Source organism: Nocardia sp. CA-136227, from assembly GCF_050955695.1.
Classification (GTDB): domain Bacteria; phylum Actinomycetota; class Actinomycetes; order Mycobacteriales; family Mycobacteriaceae; genus Nocardia.
This window is the reverse complement of record NZ_CP192081.1, coordinates 5291533-5307778: the sequence shown is the minus strand read 5'-3', so window position 1 is coordinate 5307778 and position 16246 is coordinate 5291533. Positions and strand designations below refer to the sequence as shown.

Below are 16246 nucleotides of genomic sequence, written 5' to 3'. Positions count from 1 at the left end.
GTCAGCGGCGGCAGCCGCGTTGGTTCAGGACGCGGTCAGTCTAGTGCGTGTGCGCGGACGCCACCGCCCCGGTGTCGGCGGATCCGATACCGGCATGTCGTACGTCACCCGTGATGCGTGCCGCCGCCAGTCTGCCCGAAAGCAGCACGGTCGGCACGCCGACGCCGGGCACGGTGCCCGAGCCTGCGAGAACGACATTCGCGCGCCCGGCCACCAGGTTCCGGGTCCGGAACGGACCGGTCTGCCGGAACAGGTGTGCCGCCGAGAACGGGGTGCCCGCGAGCATGCCCTTGGCCCGCCAGGTGCGCGGGGTGTCGAGGTGGTCGACCCGGAAGTGCCGCGAAATGCCTTGGTAGCCGCGCGCTTCCAGCACCTGGAGCAGTTCGCGCAGGTAGTGCGGGCCGAGTTCGTCCCAGGCCAGCGGCGCTGCATCCAGATTCGGGCAGGGGGCGAGCAGCGAGAGCGGTTCGTAGCGGACCGTGTCGCGCAGGTGTCCCGCGGCGTCGATGTGCTGTTCGGGGCGGTCGATGTAGAGGGTCGGATCGGTGAGGGCGGGCCGGGTGAGCAGCAGCGACGGGTCGCTCATCAGCGCGCCGCGGCCGCGCCGGGCCGCGATCTCGGCGAAGGTCCGGTCCCATTCCGCGCCGAAGTCGATGGTGTGATGCGCCTGCACCGGCCAGGCGGCCGCCACCTCCGCGGGGATGGTGCCGTGCGCGACCACCGCGGACGGGGAGGCCCGCAGTCCGCGGCGATGCCGCAGCCCGAACCGGGTCAGCGACCCGATGTCGGCGGTCACCACCAGGGCGTCGCAGTCGAAGACACGGCCGTCGGCGGTGTGCACGGCGGTGGCGCGGCGGCCCGTGTAGTCGACGCCGATCACCTCGGCGTTCAGTTCGAGGGTCCCGCCGGCGGCGGTGAACGCTCGGCCCAGCGCCGCGGCGATGGCCCGCATGCCGCCCTCGGGGTAGGTGACGCCCAGGCAGGTGTCCATGTACGGGATCGCGCCGTACACGCCGAGCGCCTTGTTCGGAGCCATGCCCGCGAACAGCGCCTGGAAGCTGAACAGCCGGGCGATGTCCGGATCCCGGATCACGCGACCGACCTTGGGACCGAGCCGCCCGAACGCGCCGAGCCGTACCAGCCGCGCCAGTGCGGTCCGCTTCTCCGGAATCCGCACCATGTCCAGGGGTGACTCGAAGTTGGTGTCCATGAACTGGCGGAACTCGGCCTCGTACACGCCTTTCAGCCAGCCGCGCAGCCGCCGGTAGCGGCGGGCCGTGGCGGGGCCGCGCACCTGCGCGACCTCGTCGGCCATCCGCTCCTCGTCGGAGTAGACGCCGATCTGGGTGCCGTCGGCGAAGCGCGCCCGGTAGGCCGGTGCCATGTCGAGGATCGTCAGGCCGACCGACTCCCGGGTGTGCCCGACCACGCCGAGCGCCTCGTCGATGAGTTCGGGCAGGGTGAGAATCGTTGCCCCGGAGTCGATCTCGTAGTCCGGTCCGCTGTAGGACCCGACCCGCCCGCCGGGGCGGTCGTCGCGTTCGAGCACGGTCACCTGCCGTCCGGCCGCCAGCAGGTGCAGCGCCGCGGCGAGCCCGGACAGTCCCGCGCCGACCACGACCACCCGATCGGTCGGTCCCGCAACCGTTTTCATGCCACCCTCCTGCGGCCCGTGCTGTCCGTCGGATCCGGCGTCAGTAGTGCCGCGCGGTGGCCGACAGCGCCATGCCGCGCAGCTGCCGGGCGGCGTCCGGTGTCACGGTGCTGGCGTCCAGCGCGGTCAGGGCCTGCTCGGTGAGCGAGGCGATGCGTTGCTCGACGGCGTCGACCGCACCGAGGTCGGTGAGGGCCGTGCGCAATTCGGCGACCTGCTCGGCGCTGAGATCGGTACCGAGGCTGGTGCGGATGAGCGCGGCGGTGGCGGGCGCGGTGGCGTCGGCGCGCCGCAGGGCCTCGGCGATGAGCACGGTGTGCTTGCCCTCACGCAGGTCGTCGCCGGACGGCTTGCCGGTGACCGCCGGGTCACCGAACACGCCGAGCAGGTCGTCGCGCAGCTGGAAGGCGATGCCGATGTCGGTGCCGAATTCGCGGTAGGCGGCGATCACGTCGGGGGAGGCCCCGGCCAGCGCCGCGCCCATGTGCAGCGGGCGTTCGATGGTGTAGGCGGCGGTCTTGAACCGGTTGATCCGCAGCGCGGCCTCCACCGACTCGTCGCCCGCGGACTCGCCGTGGATGTCGAGCAGCTGCCCGCCCAGCACCTCGGTGCGCATGGCCGCCCAGACCGGGGCGAAGCGGGCGGCGGCGTCGGCGGGCAGCCCGGCGTCGCGGGTCATGTCGTCCGCCCAGGCCAGGGCCAGGTCGCCGATGAGGACGGCGACGCTGACGCCGTAGTGGTCGGCGTCACCGGTCCAGTGCTGATCCCGGTGCCGCTGTTCGTAATCCACGTGCACGGTCGGGAAGCCGCGCCGGGTGCGCGAGGAGTCGATGATGTCGTCGTGGATGAGCGCGCACGCCTGCACCAGTTCCAGCGCCGAGCAGGCGGTGAGCACCGCGTCGGCGTCCGGGTCCTCGGGGCTGCGGCCCGCGCCCAGCCAGCCGGTCCAGGCGAAGGCGGGGCGGGTGCGCTTGCCGCCGCGAATGACGAAGTCCTCCAGGGCCGCGGCCGCGTCCACGAAGACCGGGCCGAGGGGTTCGACGATCGGTTCGCGGGTGCGGAAGAAGGCGGTGAGACGGTCCTCCACGGCGGCGACGAGTGATCCCGCGCCGACCGGGTGGCGGGTCGGGGTACCGGGTCCGGCGGACAGGGGAGCCTCCTTGGTGAGTGCGCGGCGCGGCGCGAGCGCGATTCCCCCGGTGATCGGTCCCGGTGCGCGTGCGACGATGGCGAACGCCCCCGATGACCGGCCCGATCGCGCGGGCGTCAGGTCCGCGCGCGGGGTTCGCCCCGACTCTACCGACCACCGGGTCGCGGCCGGGAATCGGTCGGGCCCGGTCCGGTCCCACCTGCTGGGATAGGCACAGGTCGGGGTCCGGGGCCCGGGTGCGGGCCCGTAAAATACTGGCGTGAGTTTCGACAATGTACGGGGATATTCGACCCCTGGCCGAGTTTCCCGCACACCCCATGTGTCCGGAACTCGCTCCGTGGTGCAGCAGCTGGGCCCCCGTCCGGACGGGTCGATTCCCTTCTCGGTCGAGTTCAATCCGCCGCGTGACGCGGCCGGCGAGGCGCGCCTGTGGCGGGCCGCCCGCGAGTTCGAGCGGCTGCATCCGGCGTTCGTGTCCATGACCTACGGCGCGGGCGGCTCCACCCGCGACCGCACCATCCGGGTCACCGGCGAGCTGGCGCGCGAGACCACGCTGCTGACCGTCGCCCACCTGACCGCGGTGGACCACTCGGTCGCCGAACTGCGCTCCATCGTCGGCGCGTACGCCGACTCGGGCATCCGCAATCTGCTGGTGCTGCGCGGCGATCCGCCGGGCGACGTGCTGGGCGAGTGGCTCAAGCACCCCGAGGGCGTCGAGTACGCCGAGGAACTGGTGCGCATCGTCCGCGACCTGGGCGACTTCCACGTGGGTGTCGCCTCGTTCCCTCAGGGCCACCCGCGCTCCACCGACCTCGACGACGACACCCGCTTCCTGGTGTCGAAACTGCGCGCGGGCGCGGAGTATTCGATCACCCAGATGTTCTTCGACGTGGATCACTATCTGCGCCTGCGGGATCGGGCCATCGCGGCCGATCCGATCGAGGGCGCGAAGCCGATCATTCCCGAGCTCATGCCGGTCACCTCGCTGCGCACGGTCGAGCGCGCGGAGGAGCTGTCGGGCCGTCCGCTCCCGGCGAAGGTGATCGAGCGGCTGCGCAAGGCCGCGGGCACCGGGCCGGAGGAGGATCGCGCGGCGGTCCGGGCCGAGGGCATCCAGATCGCCACGGAGATGGCGCAGCGCCTGATCTCCGAGGGCGCGCCCTGCCTGCATTTCATCACCCTGAATTTCGCCAAGGCCACCAGCGAAGTGCTGGCGAATCTGGGCTATTCGGTCTCGGCCGCTCCGGCGAACGCCTGAACGGACCGGTTCGCACCGTGAATCGGCTCCGGCATGCCGGAGCAAATCACCGGAATGCACTGGTCAGCGGAGTACCTTCCCCTCACGACTCGTGACCTCGAGGGGAGCCCTTCATGTCCGTGTTCCACCACTTCGCCCGGGTGGCCGGCGCTGTCAGCGCCTGCGCCGTGCTCGCCGCCGCCGGACCGGCAACCCTGGCGGGACCCGCCGCCGCGGCCCCGGCGCCGGCCGATACCGGCGCCGCAGCGGTCGCCGCGGTGAGCCCCGAGGCCGCCGCCGCACTTGCCGCCATCACCGCGGTGAACCAGACCACAGGCCGCGCCGATGCCACCGCCCGTCCCGACGCCGCGGCTCGCCCCGACACCACCGGCCGGTCCGATGCCGCCGGGCCGGCGGCCGCTCCGACGGACTGGCTGTCGGCCTACGGTCAGGCCGTCGAAGGACTCCAGACCTTGGGCATCAAGCCCTTCCTGTACCCGACCGCCGCGCCGTTCTGTCTCGGCGGCACCACCTTGGGCCTGTCCCCCGCCATGGCGGGCAGCATCCCGGGCCCGTGGCCGCACTACGCGATCTCCATTCCCGGCCTGGATCTTTCGGCCGTCAAGGCGGGCCAGGCCATGTTCGCCTTCGTGCCCTACGGCATCGCCCCCGACGGCGCGGACACCTCCGGCATGCAGGTCGCCTGGTTCAACACCACCACCGGCCGCGGCGGCCTGGTGCCGATGGGCCCGCTGAACCAGGTGCTCAATGCGATGATCCCGCAGCAGGTCCCGAACGAGTTGCGGCCCATGGTCGAACAGGCCGTGCACGACTACTTCACCGCGGCCCTGCCGGCCGGCGGCGTCCGCGCGGTGCCGGTGAACACGGGATCGGGCACGGTGCTGGCGGCCATGTTCGGCACGGTCCGCAATGGCGACGCCACCTGCTTCTTCCTGCCGACCATCGGGATGACGCCGGTTCCCTGATCGGGACTCAGGCGACGGTCCGGCCCTTCCAGCGCAGCGCGCGGGTGCGGTGCGCGCGGTGGGACCGGGCCGACAGGGCCAGGTAGGCGGCCACCGAGAACGGGTGTGCCAGCGCCGCAACGGCATCCGTGGCGTCGACCGGCCCGCCGTTCTCGGTGGAGCGGGCCAGCAGGCGGGCCGTGACGGCGGCGGTACAGCCGAGCAGCCCCGTCCGGCGGATCCGTCCGCGCCCGCACACCGCCGCGATGGGCGGAACCCAGAAGGCCAGCGCCGCAATCGAACCGATCGCGAGACTGCCCGCGGGCCCGCCGTAGGCCGACCACAGCCAGCGGGTGTAGCCCTCGCTCACCTCGGCCGCGTCCCGGTACATCCGGGTCTCGGCCAGCGGTCCGGCCGCGACCAGCGTGGTGGGCCGCCCCGCGCGCCGCAGCTCGCGGGCGATGGCCAGATCCTCGGTGACGCTGTCCGCGACCGCGGCGTGCCCGCCGACGGCCTGGTAGGCGGCGGCGTCGAAGACCAGGAACTGCCCGCACGCCACGGCCATCGACGGCCGCCGGGTCCGATTCGCCAGCGCGACCGGCAGAGTCGAGGCCCAGGACCAGCACAGCAGCGGCTGGACGAGGCGTTCGGCGGGGGAGACCGCGAGCTGGCGGGGCCACGGGCAGAGCAGATCGGTTCGGGCCGACCGCAGTTCACGGACCGCGGCCGACAGCGCGCCGGGCGCGAGCCGCACGTCGGCGTCGAGGAAGACCAGCACGCCGTCGGCGGTGTCGGCGAGTTCGGCCAGCCGGGCGCAGGCCGCGGTCTTGCCGGTCCAGCCGGGCGCCGGATCGGTGTCGCTGCGGGAAAGCAGGAATCGGTGGTCGCCGCGGATGGCCGCGCGCGCCGCCTCGAAGGTGTCGTCGGTGGAGCCGTCGTCGAGGACGAGGACCCGCAGGCGCGGCAGATCGGGCTGGGCGCGCAGATCCGCGATGAGCTCGGGCAGCCGGTCGGCCTCGTCGCGGGCCGGGATGCAGACGGTGACCGGTTCGATGACGGTGGGCCCGCCGCGCCGCAGCCGGGGGACGGTGAGGCGATTGGCGAGGGCGACCGATGCGCCGAAGGCGGCGACGGCGCTCGCGGCCGTCACCGCCTTCGGGGCAAGAGTCATGGGGTGGGTGCTAACGCGTGTTGGTGCGATCGGGGCGCAGCCAGCGCGCGGCGCGCACGTAGGCCGGCGGATCGGGGTTGCGGGTCATGTACGCCAGCACCGCGACCACCGCGGCCACCGCGAGGGTGATGCCGCCGACGATGCCCGCCCATCCGGCGAAGGACCGCGTGTTCGGGTCCGCGTAGCCGACTTCGGCGCGCAGCGTGCTGACATCGCCGGGCGGCAGCTTCCAGGTGACCACCGAGTCGCCCTCGCGGGTGCCGTTGGTGGTGGCGACGCGCGCCGGGAAGGCGACGGTCAGCTGCACGTCGGAGCCCTGCGGCGGCAGCGACTTCAGGTCCACCCGGCCGGTCAGGGTGACCAGGTCGCCGGTGCGGGCGAAGAGCAGGTTGAACATGCCGGAGGTCTGGTCGGAGAGGCCGCCGAGCTGCTGCACCTCACCGAAGGTGAGATCGTCGAAGTACACCTGGCTGCCGACGTAGCCGTCCTGCGCGTAGGAGTCCACCCGCACCTTGCCGGACAGGCCGTCGGGGGCCTTGAGCTGCGGGCCCTTGTCCTTCTCGTGCTGCGGCACGGCCGCGGCGACGATGCGCCCGGACACCCGGTCGTTGGAGGACACGCCCATCGACACCTGCACCCGCAGGCATCCGGTCAACAGGACCGCCAGCCCCGCGAACAGGACCACGGCCACGGTCCGCACCCATCGCCGCGATCGTCGCCGGGGTGGGGCGGATTCGAGTGTTCCCTCTGCTGTCGACATGTTCGGACTCGGCTGCACGGCTCACATCGTGCCATGCGTCCCGGGCCACAGCGTGATTCGACGGGCCTTCAGCCCCCGAACCAGCGGAATCCCCAGCACCCCGAGCCCGCAGAACCCGTACACCGCCGATACCGGCAGCCCCAGGAACACCGCGTGCGCCAGCGTCGACCCCAGCCACGTCCACCCGAACACCGCCACCGGAACCGCCCGCGCCGCACCCGAACCCGCGGCCGTCCGATCCCACCACTCCAGCAATCCCGCCATCACCGTCGCCACCGCGAACCAGCCGACATAGTTGCTGACCGGAATCTCACCCAGCCCCGGCAGCCCGGGAATCGGCGACCGCCACGTCCACTGCCCATCGGCCACCATCTGCGGATCCAGGAACAGATCCCACCCGACCGCCCCCGCCGCGGTCAGCGAAACCCGCCCGGCCGCCCCCTTCGCCAGCAGCCCGGCCACCACCCACACCGGGTACAACCCGCCCGTCCACGCCAGCGGCACCACCACCGGCACCCCCAGCACCTCGGGCCCCAACCGCCCGCTCGCGTAGTCGTAACCGCCGAACGGAATCCCGGTAGCCGTCCCCACCACCTCGGCCACCAACCCCACCCCGGACACGATCACCAGCACCCCGGCCGCCCACCGCACCCCGCGCGTCACCGCCGCGTGCGTCAAAGCCGCACCGGCCGAGAGCAATACGACCGCCACCGTCACCCGATCCCGCCCGACCCCGTGCGCCAGCGGATACGCGATCTGCACCAGCACCAACAACACCGCGGGCACCGCCGAGATCGTCACCGCCCGTCGCTCGGTCGAGAGGGTGGTCCGTTCCGGCGAGGCAGTCGTGGCAGGCCGGCGATGGGTTTCGTGGCGGGGGCCCGATAGGGCGGGGTCGGTCATCGGCGGGGCGGGAAGAGGCGGCGGGGGCGCAGGTCTCGCTCCACGAGGCGGGCGGCGCTGCGGCCGCTGGCGCCGGAGACGCCGCCGCCCGGGTGGGTCGAGGCGCCGGTGAGGTAGAGGCCGGGGGCGCCGGGGACGCGCTGGTTGGCGAGCTCGGGCAGGGGGCGCCACATGAACATCTGGTCGATGGACATCTCGACGTGCATGACATTGCCGCCGAGCAGGCCCATCTCGCGTTCCAGGTCGGCGGGGGTCTGGATGTGACGCTGGGTGATCGAGGCGGCGAATCCCGGTGCGAGGGCGTCGACTTCGGCGATGATGCGGTCGGCCTCGGTCTCGGCGTGCGCGGACCAGTCGCTGCCGTCGGCGAGGTCGTAGGGATGCCACTGCGACCACAGGGTGACCTGATGTTCGCCCGCGGGGGCGATGGTCGGGTCCAGGGCGCTGAACGTCATGGCCAGCACGACCGGGCGCGGCGGCAGGTCGCCCGCCAGGGCCGCGCCGTGAGCGCGCCGCAGCTCGCGGCGGTCGGTGACGAGGAGTTGCAGCCCGTGCGCTGATTCGGCGGTCTCGGCCCCGGGATAGTGGGGGAGTTCGCTGATCGCGGCGCGCACCACCATGCCGATGCCGGGTCCCACCCGGATGCGGCGTCGCCAGTCGGCGATCGTCGCGGTGTCGAATCCGCCCTGCTCCAGCAGGTTCAGGGTGGTGAGGATGTGGCTGCCCGCGATCACGGTGTCCGCGGCCAGGTTTCGCCCGCTCGCGGTGCGCACCTCCCACCGGTCGCCGCGGCGGGTCAGGGCGGTCACCGCGTCGCCGGGGGAGACGACGCCGCCGTCGGACTCCAGCCGCGCCACCAGTGCCGCGCTCAGCGCGCCGCTGCCGCCGACCGCGCGCCCGGGCGGCAAGGTGTGCATGAGCGCCGCGAACCCCACCATGGGCGCGGACCCGGGTTCGGACATGGGCGGCCCGGACTGCGCGCCGAACCAGGCCAGCGCCGCCTTCAGCCGTTCGCTGTCGAACAGGCTGTCCAGCAGCGCGTCTCCGGTCTGCATCATCTCCCGGGACAAGGCCCCGCCGCTGGCGCGCCCGGTGGCCCCGGCCGCCTCGCGGGGATCCATGCCCCAGAACGACTTCAGCAGATGCCCGCCGGTCGGGGTGCCCGAGAACGCCCGCATCACCCGCGCGCTGCGCGGACCCCACACGGTCGCGAACCGCCGGTACGCGTCGGCGTCACGCTGCCCGCAGGCGGCGGCGATGGACGCGCAGGTCCGGTCCAGATCCCGGTGGAACACGATGGGCGCCAGCCCGCTCCCGGCGGGCGCGGGCGCGAAAGCCCAGGGGTCGCAGTCGATGTAGCGCAGCCCGAACCGGGCCAGCTCCAGCTCCTCGATGATCCCGGTGTGCCGGATCATGATGTGCGCCGAGGACCCCCGGTCGACCAGATGGCCGGGGAACCGTTCGACGGTGGAGACGGCCCCGCCGAGCACGGTGTCACGTTCGAGCACCTCGACCCGATGCCCGGCCTTGGCCAGGTAGCAGGCCGCGACCAGCGCGTTGTGCCCCGATCCGACGACTACGACTGTGCGGGAACCATTGTCGCGCCTACTCACAGGGGCAGCCGCCGCCCGAGCACCGCGAACCGCCGGGTGTCGCCGGAGAAGATGAAGTGCCGCACCACATCCCCGAACCCCTGGCGCCGGTAGAGCCGCCAGGCCCGGTTGGACTCGCGGTCCACCTCGGGGGTGGACAGCAGCACGGTGCGCTCGGGCCGGTTCTGCAGCAGCCGGGTGAGCAGGATCTCGCCGAGCCCGCGGCCCTGCGCGGCGGGGTGCACGTGCAGTTCGGTGAGCTCGAAGTAGTCCGAAAGCAGTTCCCGCGCGCCGGATTCGGGCCAGCCGGTACGCCGCATACCGCTGTACACCTGCTGATGCCACCACTGGTGCGGCGCGCCGTGATAGCCGTACGCGATGGCCACGATGGGCGCGGTGCGCAGGTCCAGTCGTCCGTCGTCGTCGGGCAGCACCGCGGCCACGGCCTGCCAGCCGGGGCGGGTGGTGTGCTCGGTCCACATGGGCGCGCGCTGATGTTCGGTGCCGCGCGGGTAGTCCATGGCCGCGACGTAGACCGCCAGGGCGTCGTGCAGCCGGTGCCGCAGGGTCGCGGCCGACAGATCGACCACGACGGGTGCCGGCGTCGGTTTGGGGGTGACTGCGGTCATCGGCTGGACGCAACTCTCGTTGGCGCGGACGGATGGGTCGACAGTAGCGCCACGGTGGGCGCCTCAACTTGTCGGTGGGTCTCTCTATATTCAAACCCAACAGAAACCTTCGAATGCCTGTTCGATCATCGACTCGGGTGAAATGCCTGATCGGGACGCGTTGTCCTTATAGATGTGATTCGGGTGTGCGAGTGGGGAGGTACGCGAAATGACCGGGAAAACTGAACGTCCGGGCCACCCGGGCCGCGCCGGCGACCTGCTGCGCAAGGCCGACGGGCTGCTGTCGGAGGCACGGGGAGAACGCGATCCGGCGGAGCGTTTCCGCATCGCCTACCTGGCCGCGCTACGCGGGGCGGGCGCGGTGCTGGCACTGACGGGGGCCGACCGGGCGCCCCGGGCCCGCTCGCGCAACGCCTGGGTCCTGATGCAGCGCGCGGCACCGGAATTCGTCATGTGGACGGACTATTTCACCGGCCAGTCCGAGACCCGCGCGGCGCTCGAAGCGGGCCTGTCCCGGCCCATCGACGACCACCGCGCCGACGAGTTCGCTTCGCGGGTAGGCGCATTCCTGCACGACGTGGCCGATCTGCTGGCCGCCGCGTCGCGGCTCCGGCCCAGTTCAGGGTGGGTGAACGGAATGCTGGCGTGAGTATCGGCGAGTAGGTGGTCCGGTTCTGATCGAACTCGTATTATTGGTGGCAGATAGCCGCCAAGGTCGGCTACCCGTCGTCTACCCGGAGGCGACAGCCACCACCTAGTGCCGGGGGAGGTACCGTGCCACTCTCCGAGCACGAGCAGCGCATGCTCGAACAGATCGAGAGCGCGCTCTATGCTGAGGATCCGAAGTTCGCCTCGACTGTTCGGGGCGGACGGTTACGTTCTGCCACCGGTCGGCGCAGACTCCAGGCGGCGGCCTTGTTCGTCCTCGGCCTGTTTCTATTGGTGGCCGGCATCGCCGCGCCATTCAAGCCCGGCGGTTTCCCGATCATCAGTCTCGTCGGCTTCATCGTCATGTTCGGCGCGGGTGTGCTGTTGCTGATCGGTGGCCCCCGCATGGGCGGTTCGGCCGGTCGGGCCTCGGACGCTCATCCCAGCCAGGGCGGCGCTCCCGGCGCCGGCCGCGGCAAGCCCCGCAAGCAGGGCGGGTTCTCCGCGCGGATGGAGGACCGGTTCCGCAAGAGGTTCGAACAGGACAGTTGACCGGGCTACCGTGCGGCCGACGGCTTTCGGACCGGCACGGTAGCGGACCACGATCGACCAACTGAAGATCTTCACGACACGCCGTGACGCCACACCGATTTGAGGTGTGGCGTCACGGCGTTTCTGGTTGGTCGGGGATCGGCGTGTCGAGTGTCGGCCACGATCCCCCACACCTCCCCACGGGGGTGCCCCACCGCGCCCCACATGTGCCGGAAATGCACGCTATCTGCGGGTTTGCTGGCGGTTGTCGGGTACCCGCCGGCGCGCGTCGCGCGTGTCGGGGGAACTGCGCGAAATCTTCCCCACCATCGTGATAGCTGGTGTGACCTGCGAAGTTCGCCAAGCGGGGACCGAGATCACCGGCGCTTTCGATTGAAAGTGGGGGAAAGTGGGGTAATGTGGAGCCCGCACTACAGGAGGCCGAACAGTCGAGAGGGTGATCCGGCAGGAGGTGTCGAGACGTGTTTCTCGGGACCTATACCCCTCGATTGGACGACAAAGGGCGACTGACGTTGCCTGCGAAGTTCCGGGACGAGCTGGCGGGAGGGTTGATGGTCACGAAGGGACAGGACCACAGCCTTGCCGTTTATCCCAAGGACGAGTTCACCGCGCTCGCGCGGAGAGCCGCGGCCGCGTCCCGATCGAACCCGCAGGCCCGAGCATTCGTCCGGGCCTTGGCGGCTTCCAGCGATGAGCAACGTCCGGATGCACAGGGCCGGATCATGCTGTCGGCAGAGCATCGCCGCTACGCGAATCTCTCCAAGGATTGCGTGGTGATCGGCTCGGTCGATTTCCTCGAGATATGGGACAAGACGGCGTGGGATTCCTACCTCGCCGAGCACGAGGAGGACTACTCGCAGGCCAGAGACGAGTCGCTGGGCGAGATCTTCTAGCCCGTGCGAGGCGAGTGCCCTGCGGCCTCTGCCCGACGCCGACCCTGACGTACTTCCCCAACGCCAGGTGCGGTGCTTCGGTCAGAGACCACGGGGCATTCGCCCTAATTCGAAGGTCGTTTGTGAAAAAGGCCACCGTCGCGCGCTATCCGATGTGGCCGTGCGAATGAACGTGAGGCAGTGAATTCCGGGAGGTCCTAGGTGAACCAGAGCAATGACGGCCCCCGCCATGTTCCGGTTCTCCTGCATCGCGCCGACGAAATCCTCGGTCCCGCACTGCATTCCGAGGGCGCCGTGTACCTGGACTGCACGCTCGGTCTCGGCGGTCACGCCGAGCACTTCCTGCGCACCTACCCCAACATCAGACTCGTCGGCCTGGATCGCGACACCGCCGCGCTGAAGCTGGCGGGGGAGCGACTGGCGCCGTTCCGGGACCGGATCACCCTGGTGCACACCAGATATGACGGGATCCCCGCCGCGCTCGAACAGGCCGGTCTGCCCGAAAAGGGTTCGGTCAGCGCCATTCTCATGGATCTGGGCGTGTCCTCCATGCAGCTGGACGAGGCCGATCGCGGGTTCGCCTACTCGGTGGACGCGCCGCTGGACATGCGGATGGATTCCAGCACCGGTCCCACCGCGGCCGACGTGCTCAATACCTACAGTCACGGCGAACTGGCCCGGGTGCTGAAAACCTATGGCGAGGAACGGTTCGCGGGCAAGATCGCCTCGGAGATCCTGCGGCGCCGCCAGCGCACCCCGTTCACCACGAGCGCCCAGCTGGTGGAGCTGCTCTACGACACCATCCCGGCCGCCGCCCGGCGCACCGGCGGGCATCCCGCCAAGCGCACTTTCCAGGCCCTGCGGGTGGAGGTGAACCGTGAGCTGGAGTCGCTCGAGGCGGCGCTGCCCGCCGCGCTGGACGCGCTGGCCCCGGGCGGCCGCATCGTGGTGATGAGCTATCAGTCCCTCGAGGACCGGGTGGTGAAGGTGGCGCTGGCCAAGCGGTCGGCTTCGCGCACCCCCTTGGATCTGCCGGTCGAATTGCCCGGCATGGGACCGGAATTCAAGATCCTGACCCGCGGTGCGGAGAAGGCGACCGAGCAGGAGATCGAGGAGAACCCGCGAGCCGCTCCGGTGCGCATGCGGGCGGCGGAACGTATCGCAGGGGAGGATTAGGCATGAGTGGTCGGGCGCGGAGGCGTCGCTCCATCATCCAGCGCTTGCGGAGCGTAACCATGGAGCGCTCCGCTCATGCCTCAGAACGGCACAGCATGAACCAGAGACGACGTGACGGGGCGCGACAGCGCCGGCGCGGCGGGCGGTTCCGGGCCGTGACCCGAGAGATCGGAGCCGCGCTATGACGATCAAGACGCAGGTGAGCCGGGGGGCCCGCCGGGCGCAGGCCGCCGAGCGGGTCAAATCGGGTGCGGCGCAACGGGCCTACGCCCGGCGCCGCAATCGCGAGGGCGGCGTGGAGCTGCCCGGGATGCGCCGCGGCCGGCGCAGTGAATCCATCCCGCGCGGCCGGATGTCCTTCGTGGCCACCATCATCGCGCTGCTGGGCTGCGGTCTGGCGTTGACTCTGCTGCTCACCACCCGCGCCACCGAGGACAGCTACCAGCTCGGCGATCAGCGCCGCGCCAATCAGAAGCTGTCCGACGAGCGCGACGCGCTGCAGCGCGAGGTGGCCGCGGCCGACTCGGCGCCCGAATTGGCCCAGCGCGCCGCCGAACTCGGCATGATCCCGGCCAAGGACCCGGCCCGCCTGATCATCGCCCCCGACGGTCAGGTGACCGTGGTCGGTAATCCGCAGCCCGCGCAGGGCGCTCCGGCTCCCCCGCTGAACACCACCCCGGCCGCGGCCCCGCCCAAGCAGTCGCAGACGCAGACGCAGGGTGAGCGCGTCGTTCCGGTGACCACCACCCCGGCGGGGCCGCCCACGACGGCCCCGGCACCGCCGACCACCTCGGCCGCGAATCCCGTTCCGGCGTCCCCGCTTCCGACGCCGCAGAACCCGGCGGTCCAGGCGAACGGCGTGCCGCGATGATCGAACGTTCGACGACGACCACGACGCAGGCGAATGGGGTTGGTCGATGAGCCCTACCCGCGCGGGGCGCGGGCGTGATTCCGGCCGGGGCCGTTCCGATTCCGGCCGGGGGCGCGCCGCCGTCGCACGGGCGAAGTCCGGGTCGGGGCGCGCGGGTTCGGGTCCGGGCCGGCAGTTCAGACCACGGCCGGCTCCGGGACTGGATTCGAGTACGCGGTTCCGGTTCGGGGTGGGCCGGCTGGTGATGCTGGTGGCGATCGTCGTGGCCGCCATCCAATTGCTGTGGGTGCAGAGCATTTCCGCGCCGAAGCTCTCCTCGGAGGCGGCCAGTCAGCGGACCGTGAAGCTGGCCGATCCCGCCACCCGGGGGCCGATCACCGACCGCTACGGGAAGTCGCTGGCGTTCACCATCGCCGCCAAGGCGTTGACCTTCCAGCCGGTGCGGGTCCGCAAGGATCTGGCCGACGAGCGCGAGAAGCAGCCGAAGACCGCTCCGGATCCGGACGACCGGCTCGCCGCCATCGCCAAATACCTACACGAGAAGCTGGGTAAGGACGCTCCCCAGAAGGACATCCTGGCCAAGCTGAAGAGTGACGAGCCGTTCGTCTATCTGGTGCGCAATGTGGATCCGCGGGTCGCCGCCGACATCACGCTGAAATTCCCGGAGGTCGGGCTCGAACGCCAGGACATGCGCGAGTACCCGGGTGGCGCGCTGGCCGCCAATGTGATCGGCGCGACCGGCTGGGACGGGCACGGGCAGATCGGCCTGGAGTCCTCGATGGACGCGCTGCTGGCCGGTTCGGACGGCTCGATGACCTACGACCGCGGCTCGGACGGCGCGGTGATCCCGGGTTCGTGGCGTGACCGCCAGCCCGCGGTGAACGGGTTCGGCGTGGAGCTGACCCTGGACTCGGATCTGCAGTACTACGTGCAGCAGCAGGTGCAGCAGGCCAAGGATCTGTCGGGCGCGAGCGCGGCCTCGGCGGTGGTGCTGGACGTGCACACCGGCCAGGTGCTGGCCATGGCCAATGACAACACCTTCAATCCCGCGATGGGGCCGCGCTTCTGGTCCACCACCGATCTGGGCAATCCGTCGGTGCAGGAGGTGTACGAGCCCGGCTCGGTGAACAAGATCGTCACCGCGGCCTCGGCCATCGAGTACGGCCTCACCAACCCCGATGAGGTGCTCCAGGTTCCGGGCAGCATCTTCATGGGCGGGGTCACCGTGCACGACGCCTGGGACCACGGCGTCGCCCCCTATACGACCACCGGCGTCTTCGGGAAGTCCTCGAACGTGGGCACCCTGATGCTGGCGCAGCGGGTCGGTGAGGACCGCTACTTCGACATGCTCAAGAAGTTCGGCCTGGGTCAGCGCACCGGCGTCGGCCTGCCGGGCGAGAGCAGCGGCGTGGTGCCCTCCCGTGACCAGTGGTCGGGGTCCACCTTCGCCAACCTGCCCATCGGCCAGGGTCTTTCGATGACGACCCTGCAGATGACGGGGATGTACCAGGCCATCGCCAACAATGGCGTGCGGATTCCGCCGCGCATCGTGAAGGCCAAGATCGCCCCGGACGGCGCGCGCACCGAGGAGGAGCCGCCGGAGGGGGTGAAGGTGGTGAGCCCGCAGACCGCCAAGACCCTGCAGCAGATGTTCCAGGCCGTGGTGCAGAAGGATCCGCGCGGCATCCAGTCCGGCACCGGCAGCCCGGCCTCGATCGAGGGCTATCAGATCGCCGGCAAGACCGGCACCGCCCAGCAGATCGATCCCAAGTGCCGCTGCTACTCCAGCGATCGCTACTGGATCACCTTCGCGGGCATGGCACCCGCCGACAATCCGCGCTACGTGATCGGCATGATGCTCGACGGGCCCGTGCGCAGCTCGGACGGCAGCGGTGGCGGGTCGGCCGCACCCCTGTTCCACAGCATCGCGTCGTGGCTGCTGCAGCGGGACCGGATCCCGCCGTCACCGCCCGCCAAACAGCTGATTCTGCAGGCGAGTTAGCGCAGGGAACGGATGGTCGTGACGCACGCCGCCGCCGATACCA

At 71.1% G+C, this 16246-nt stretch carries 15 protein-coding genes; 8 read left to right on the top strand and 7 right to left on the bottom strand.

Features of this window, described 5'->3' with window-relative positions; translation table 11 throughout:
- Positions 1-40: 40 nt before the first annotated feature.
- Entirely contained in the window at positions 41-1654 is a 1614-nt protein-coding gene (crtI, locus tag ACQP06_RS24570; RefSeq protein WP_433666808.1) for a phytoene desaturase family protein, read from the bottom strand.
- A gap of 40 nt (positions 1655-1694) precedes the next feature.
- The gene (locus ACQP06_RS24565; RefSeq protein WP_433673423.1) at positions 1695-2804 is read right to left on the bottom strand and encodes a polyprenyl synthetase family protein; all 1110 of its coding nucleotides are present in this window, start codon (positions 2802-2804) and stop codon (positions 1695-1697) included.
- A gap of 259 nt (positions 2805-3063) precedes the next feature.
- Between ACQP06_RS24565 and ACQP06_RS24560 the strand changes: the two genes are divergently transcribed.
- Positions 3064-4062 carry a methylenetetrahydrofolate reductase gene (locus ACQP06_RS24560; RefSeq protein ID WP_379280355.1) on the top strand — a complete coding sequence of 333 codons (999 nt, stop codon included), beginning with the start codon at positions 3064-3066 and terminating at the stop codon, positions 4060-4062.
- Positions 4063-4175: 113 nt separating this feature from the next.
- Positions 4176-5027, top strand: a complete 852-nt coding sequence (locus ACQP06_RS24555; RefSeq protein ID WP_433666807.1) for a hypothetical protein — start codon at positions 4176-4178, stop codon at positions 5025-5027.
- Between the two features lie 7 nt (positions 5028-5034).
- Here the strand turns inward: ACQP06_RS24555 and ACQP06_RS24550 are convergent, their stop codons facing one another.
- The 5 genes from ACQP06_RS24550 to ACQP06_RS24530 form a co-directional block, all read right to left on the bottom strand.
- A complete protein-coding gene (locus tag ACQP06_RS24550; protein WP_433666806.1) occupies positions 5035-6177 on the bottom strand; it encodes a glycosyltransferase in 1143 nt (380 codons plus the stop codon).
- 10 nt (positions 6178-6187) lie between these two features.
- Positions 6188-6937, bottom strand: coding sequence for an LppM family (lipo)protein (locus tag ACQP06_RS24545; protein WP_433666805.1), 750 nt, complete (start codon positions 6935-6937; stop codon positions 6188-6190).
- Positions 6938-6958: 21 nt separating this feature from the next.
- Positions 6959-7738, bottom strand: a complete 780-nt coding sequence (locus tag ACQP06_RS24540; protein WP_433666804.1) for a carotenoid biosynthesis protein — start codon at positions 7736-7738, stop codon at positions 6959-6961.
- Positions 7739-7836: 98 nt separating this feature from the next.
- Positions 7837-9453, bottom strand: coding sequence for a phytoene desaturase family protein (locus ACQP06_RS24535; RefSeq protein ID WP_433666803.1), 1617 nt, complete (start codon positions 9451-9453; stop codon positions 7837-7839).
- Positions 9450-10061: a GNAT family N-acetyltransferase gene (locus tag ACQP06_RS24530; protein WP_357286695.1), complete on the bottom strand. Its 612-nt coding sequence runs from the start codon at positions 10059-10061 to the stop codon at positions 9450-9452. The genes ACQP06_RS24535 and ACQP06_RS24530 overlap by 4 nt, the downstream gene beginning before the upstream one ends.
- Before the next feature lie 208 nt (positions 10062-10269).
- Between ACQP06_RS24530 and ACQP06_RS24525 the strand changes: the two genes are divergently transcribed.
- The 6 genes from ACQP06_RS24525 to ACQP06_RS24500 all read left to right on the top strand — a co-directional run bounded on the left by ACQP06_RS24525 (position 10270) and on the right by ACQP06_RS24500 (position 16203).
- Complete coding sequence (locus ACQP06_RS24525; RefSeq protein ID WP_379106485.1) at positions 10270-10710, top strand: SAV_6107 family HEPN domain-containing protein; 441 nt, start codon at positions 10270-10272, stop codon at positions 10708-10710.
- A 125-nt stretch (positions 10711-10835) separates the two neighbouring features.
- A complete protein-coding gene (locus ACQP06_RS24520) occupies positions 10836-11261 on the top strand; it encodes a DUF3040 domain-containing protein (RefSeq protein ID WP_357286701.1) in 426 nt (141 codons plus the stop codon).
- Positions 11262-11722: 461 nt separating this feature from the next.
- On the top strand, positions 11723-12154 hold the full coding sequence (mraZ, locus tag ACQP06_RS24515) for a division/cell wall cluster transcriptional repressor MraZ (RefSeq protein WP_213560465.1): 432 nt from the start codon (positions 11723-11725) through the stop codon (positions 12152-12154).
- A 201-nt stretch (positions 12155-12355) separates the two neighbouring features.
- Complete coding sequence (rsmH, locus tag ACQP06_RS24510) at positions 12356-13330, top strand: 16S rRNA (cytosine(1402)-N(4))-methyltransferase RsmH (RefSeq protein ID WP_433666802.1); 975 nt, start codon at positions 12356-12358, stop codon at positions 13328-13330.
- Between the two features lie 181 nt (positions 13331-13511).
- Positions 13512-14201, top strand: coding sequence for a hypothetical protein (locus ACQP06_RS24505; protein WP_433666801.1), 690 nt, complete (start codon positions 13512-13514; stop codon positions 14199-14201).
- A 46-nt stretch (positions 14202-14247) separates the two neighbouring features.
- Entirely contained in the window at positions 14248-16203 is a 1956-nt protein-coding gene (locus ACQP06_RS24500) for a peptidoglycan D,D-transpeptidase FtsI family protein (protein ID WP_433666800.1), read from the top strand.
- Positions 16204-16246 lie beyond the last annotated feature (43 nt).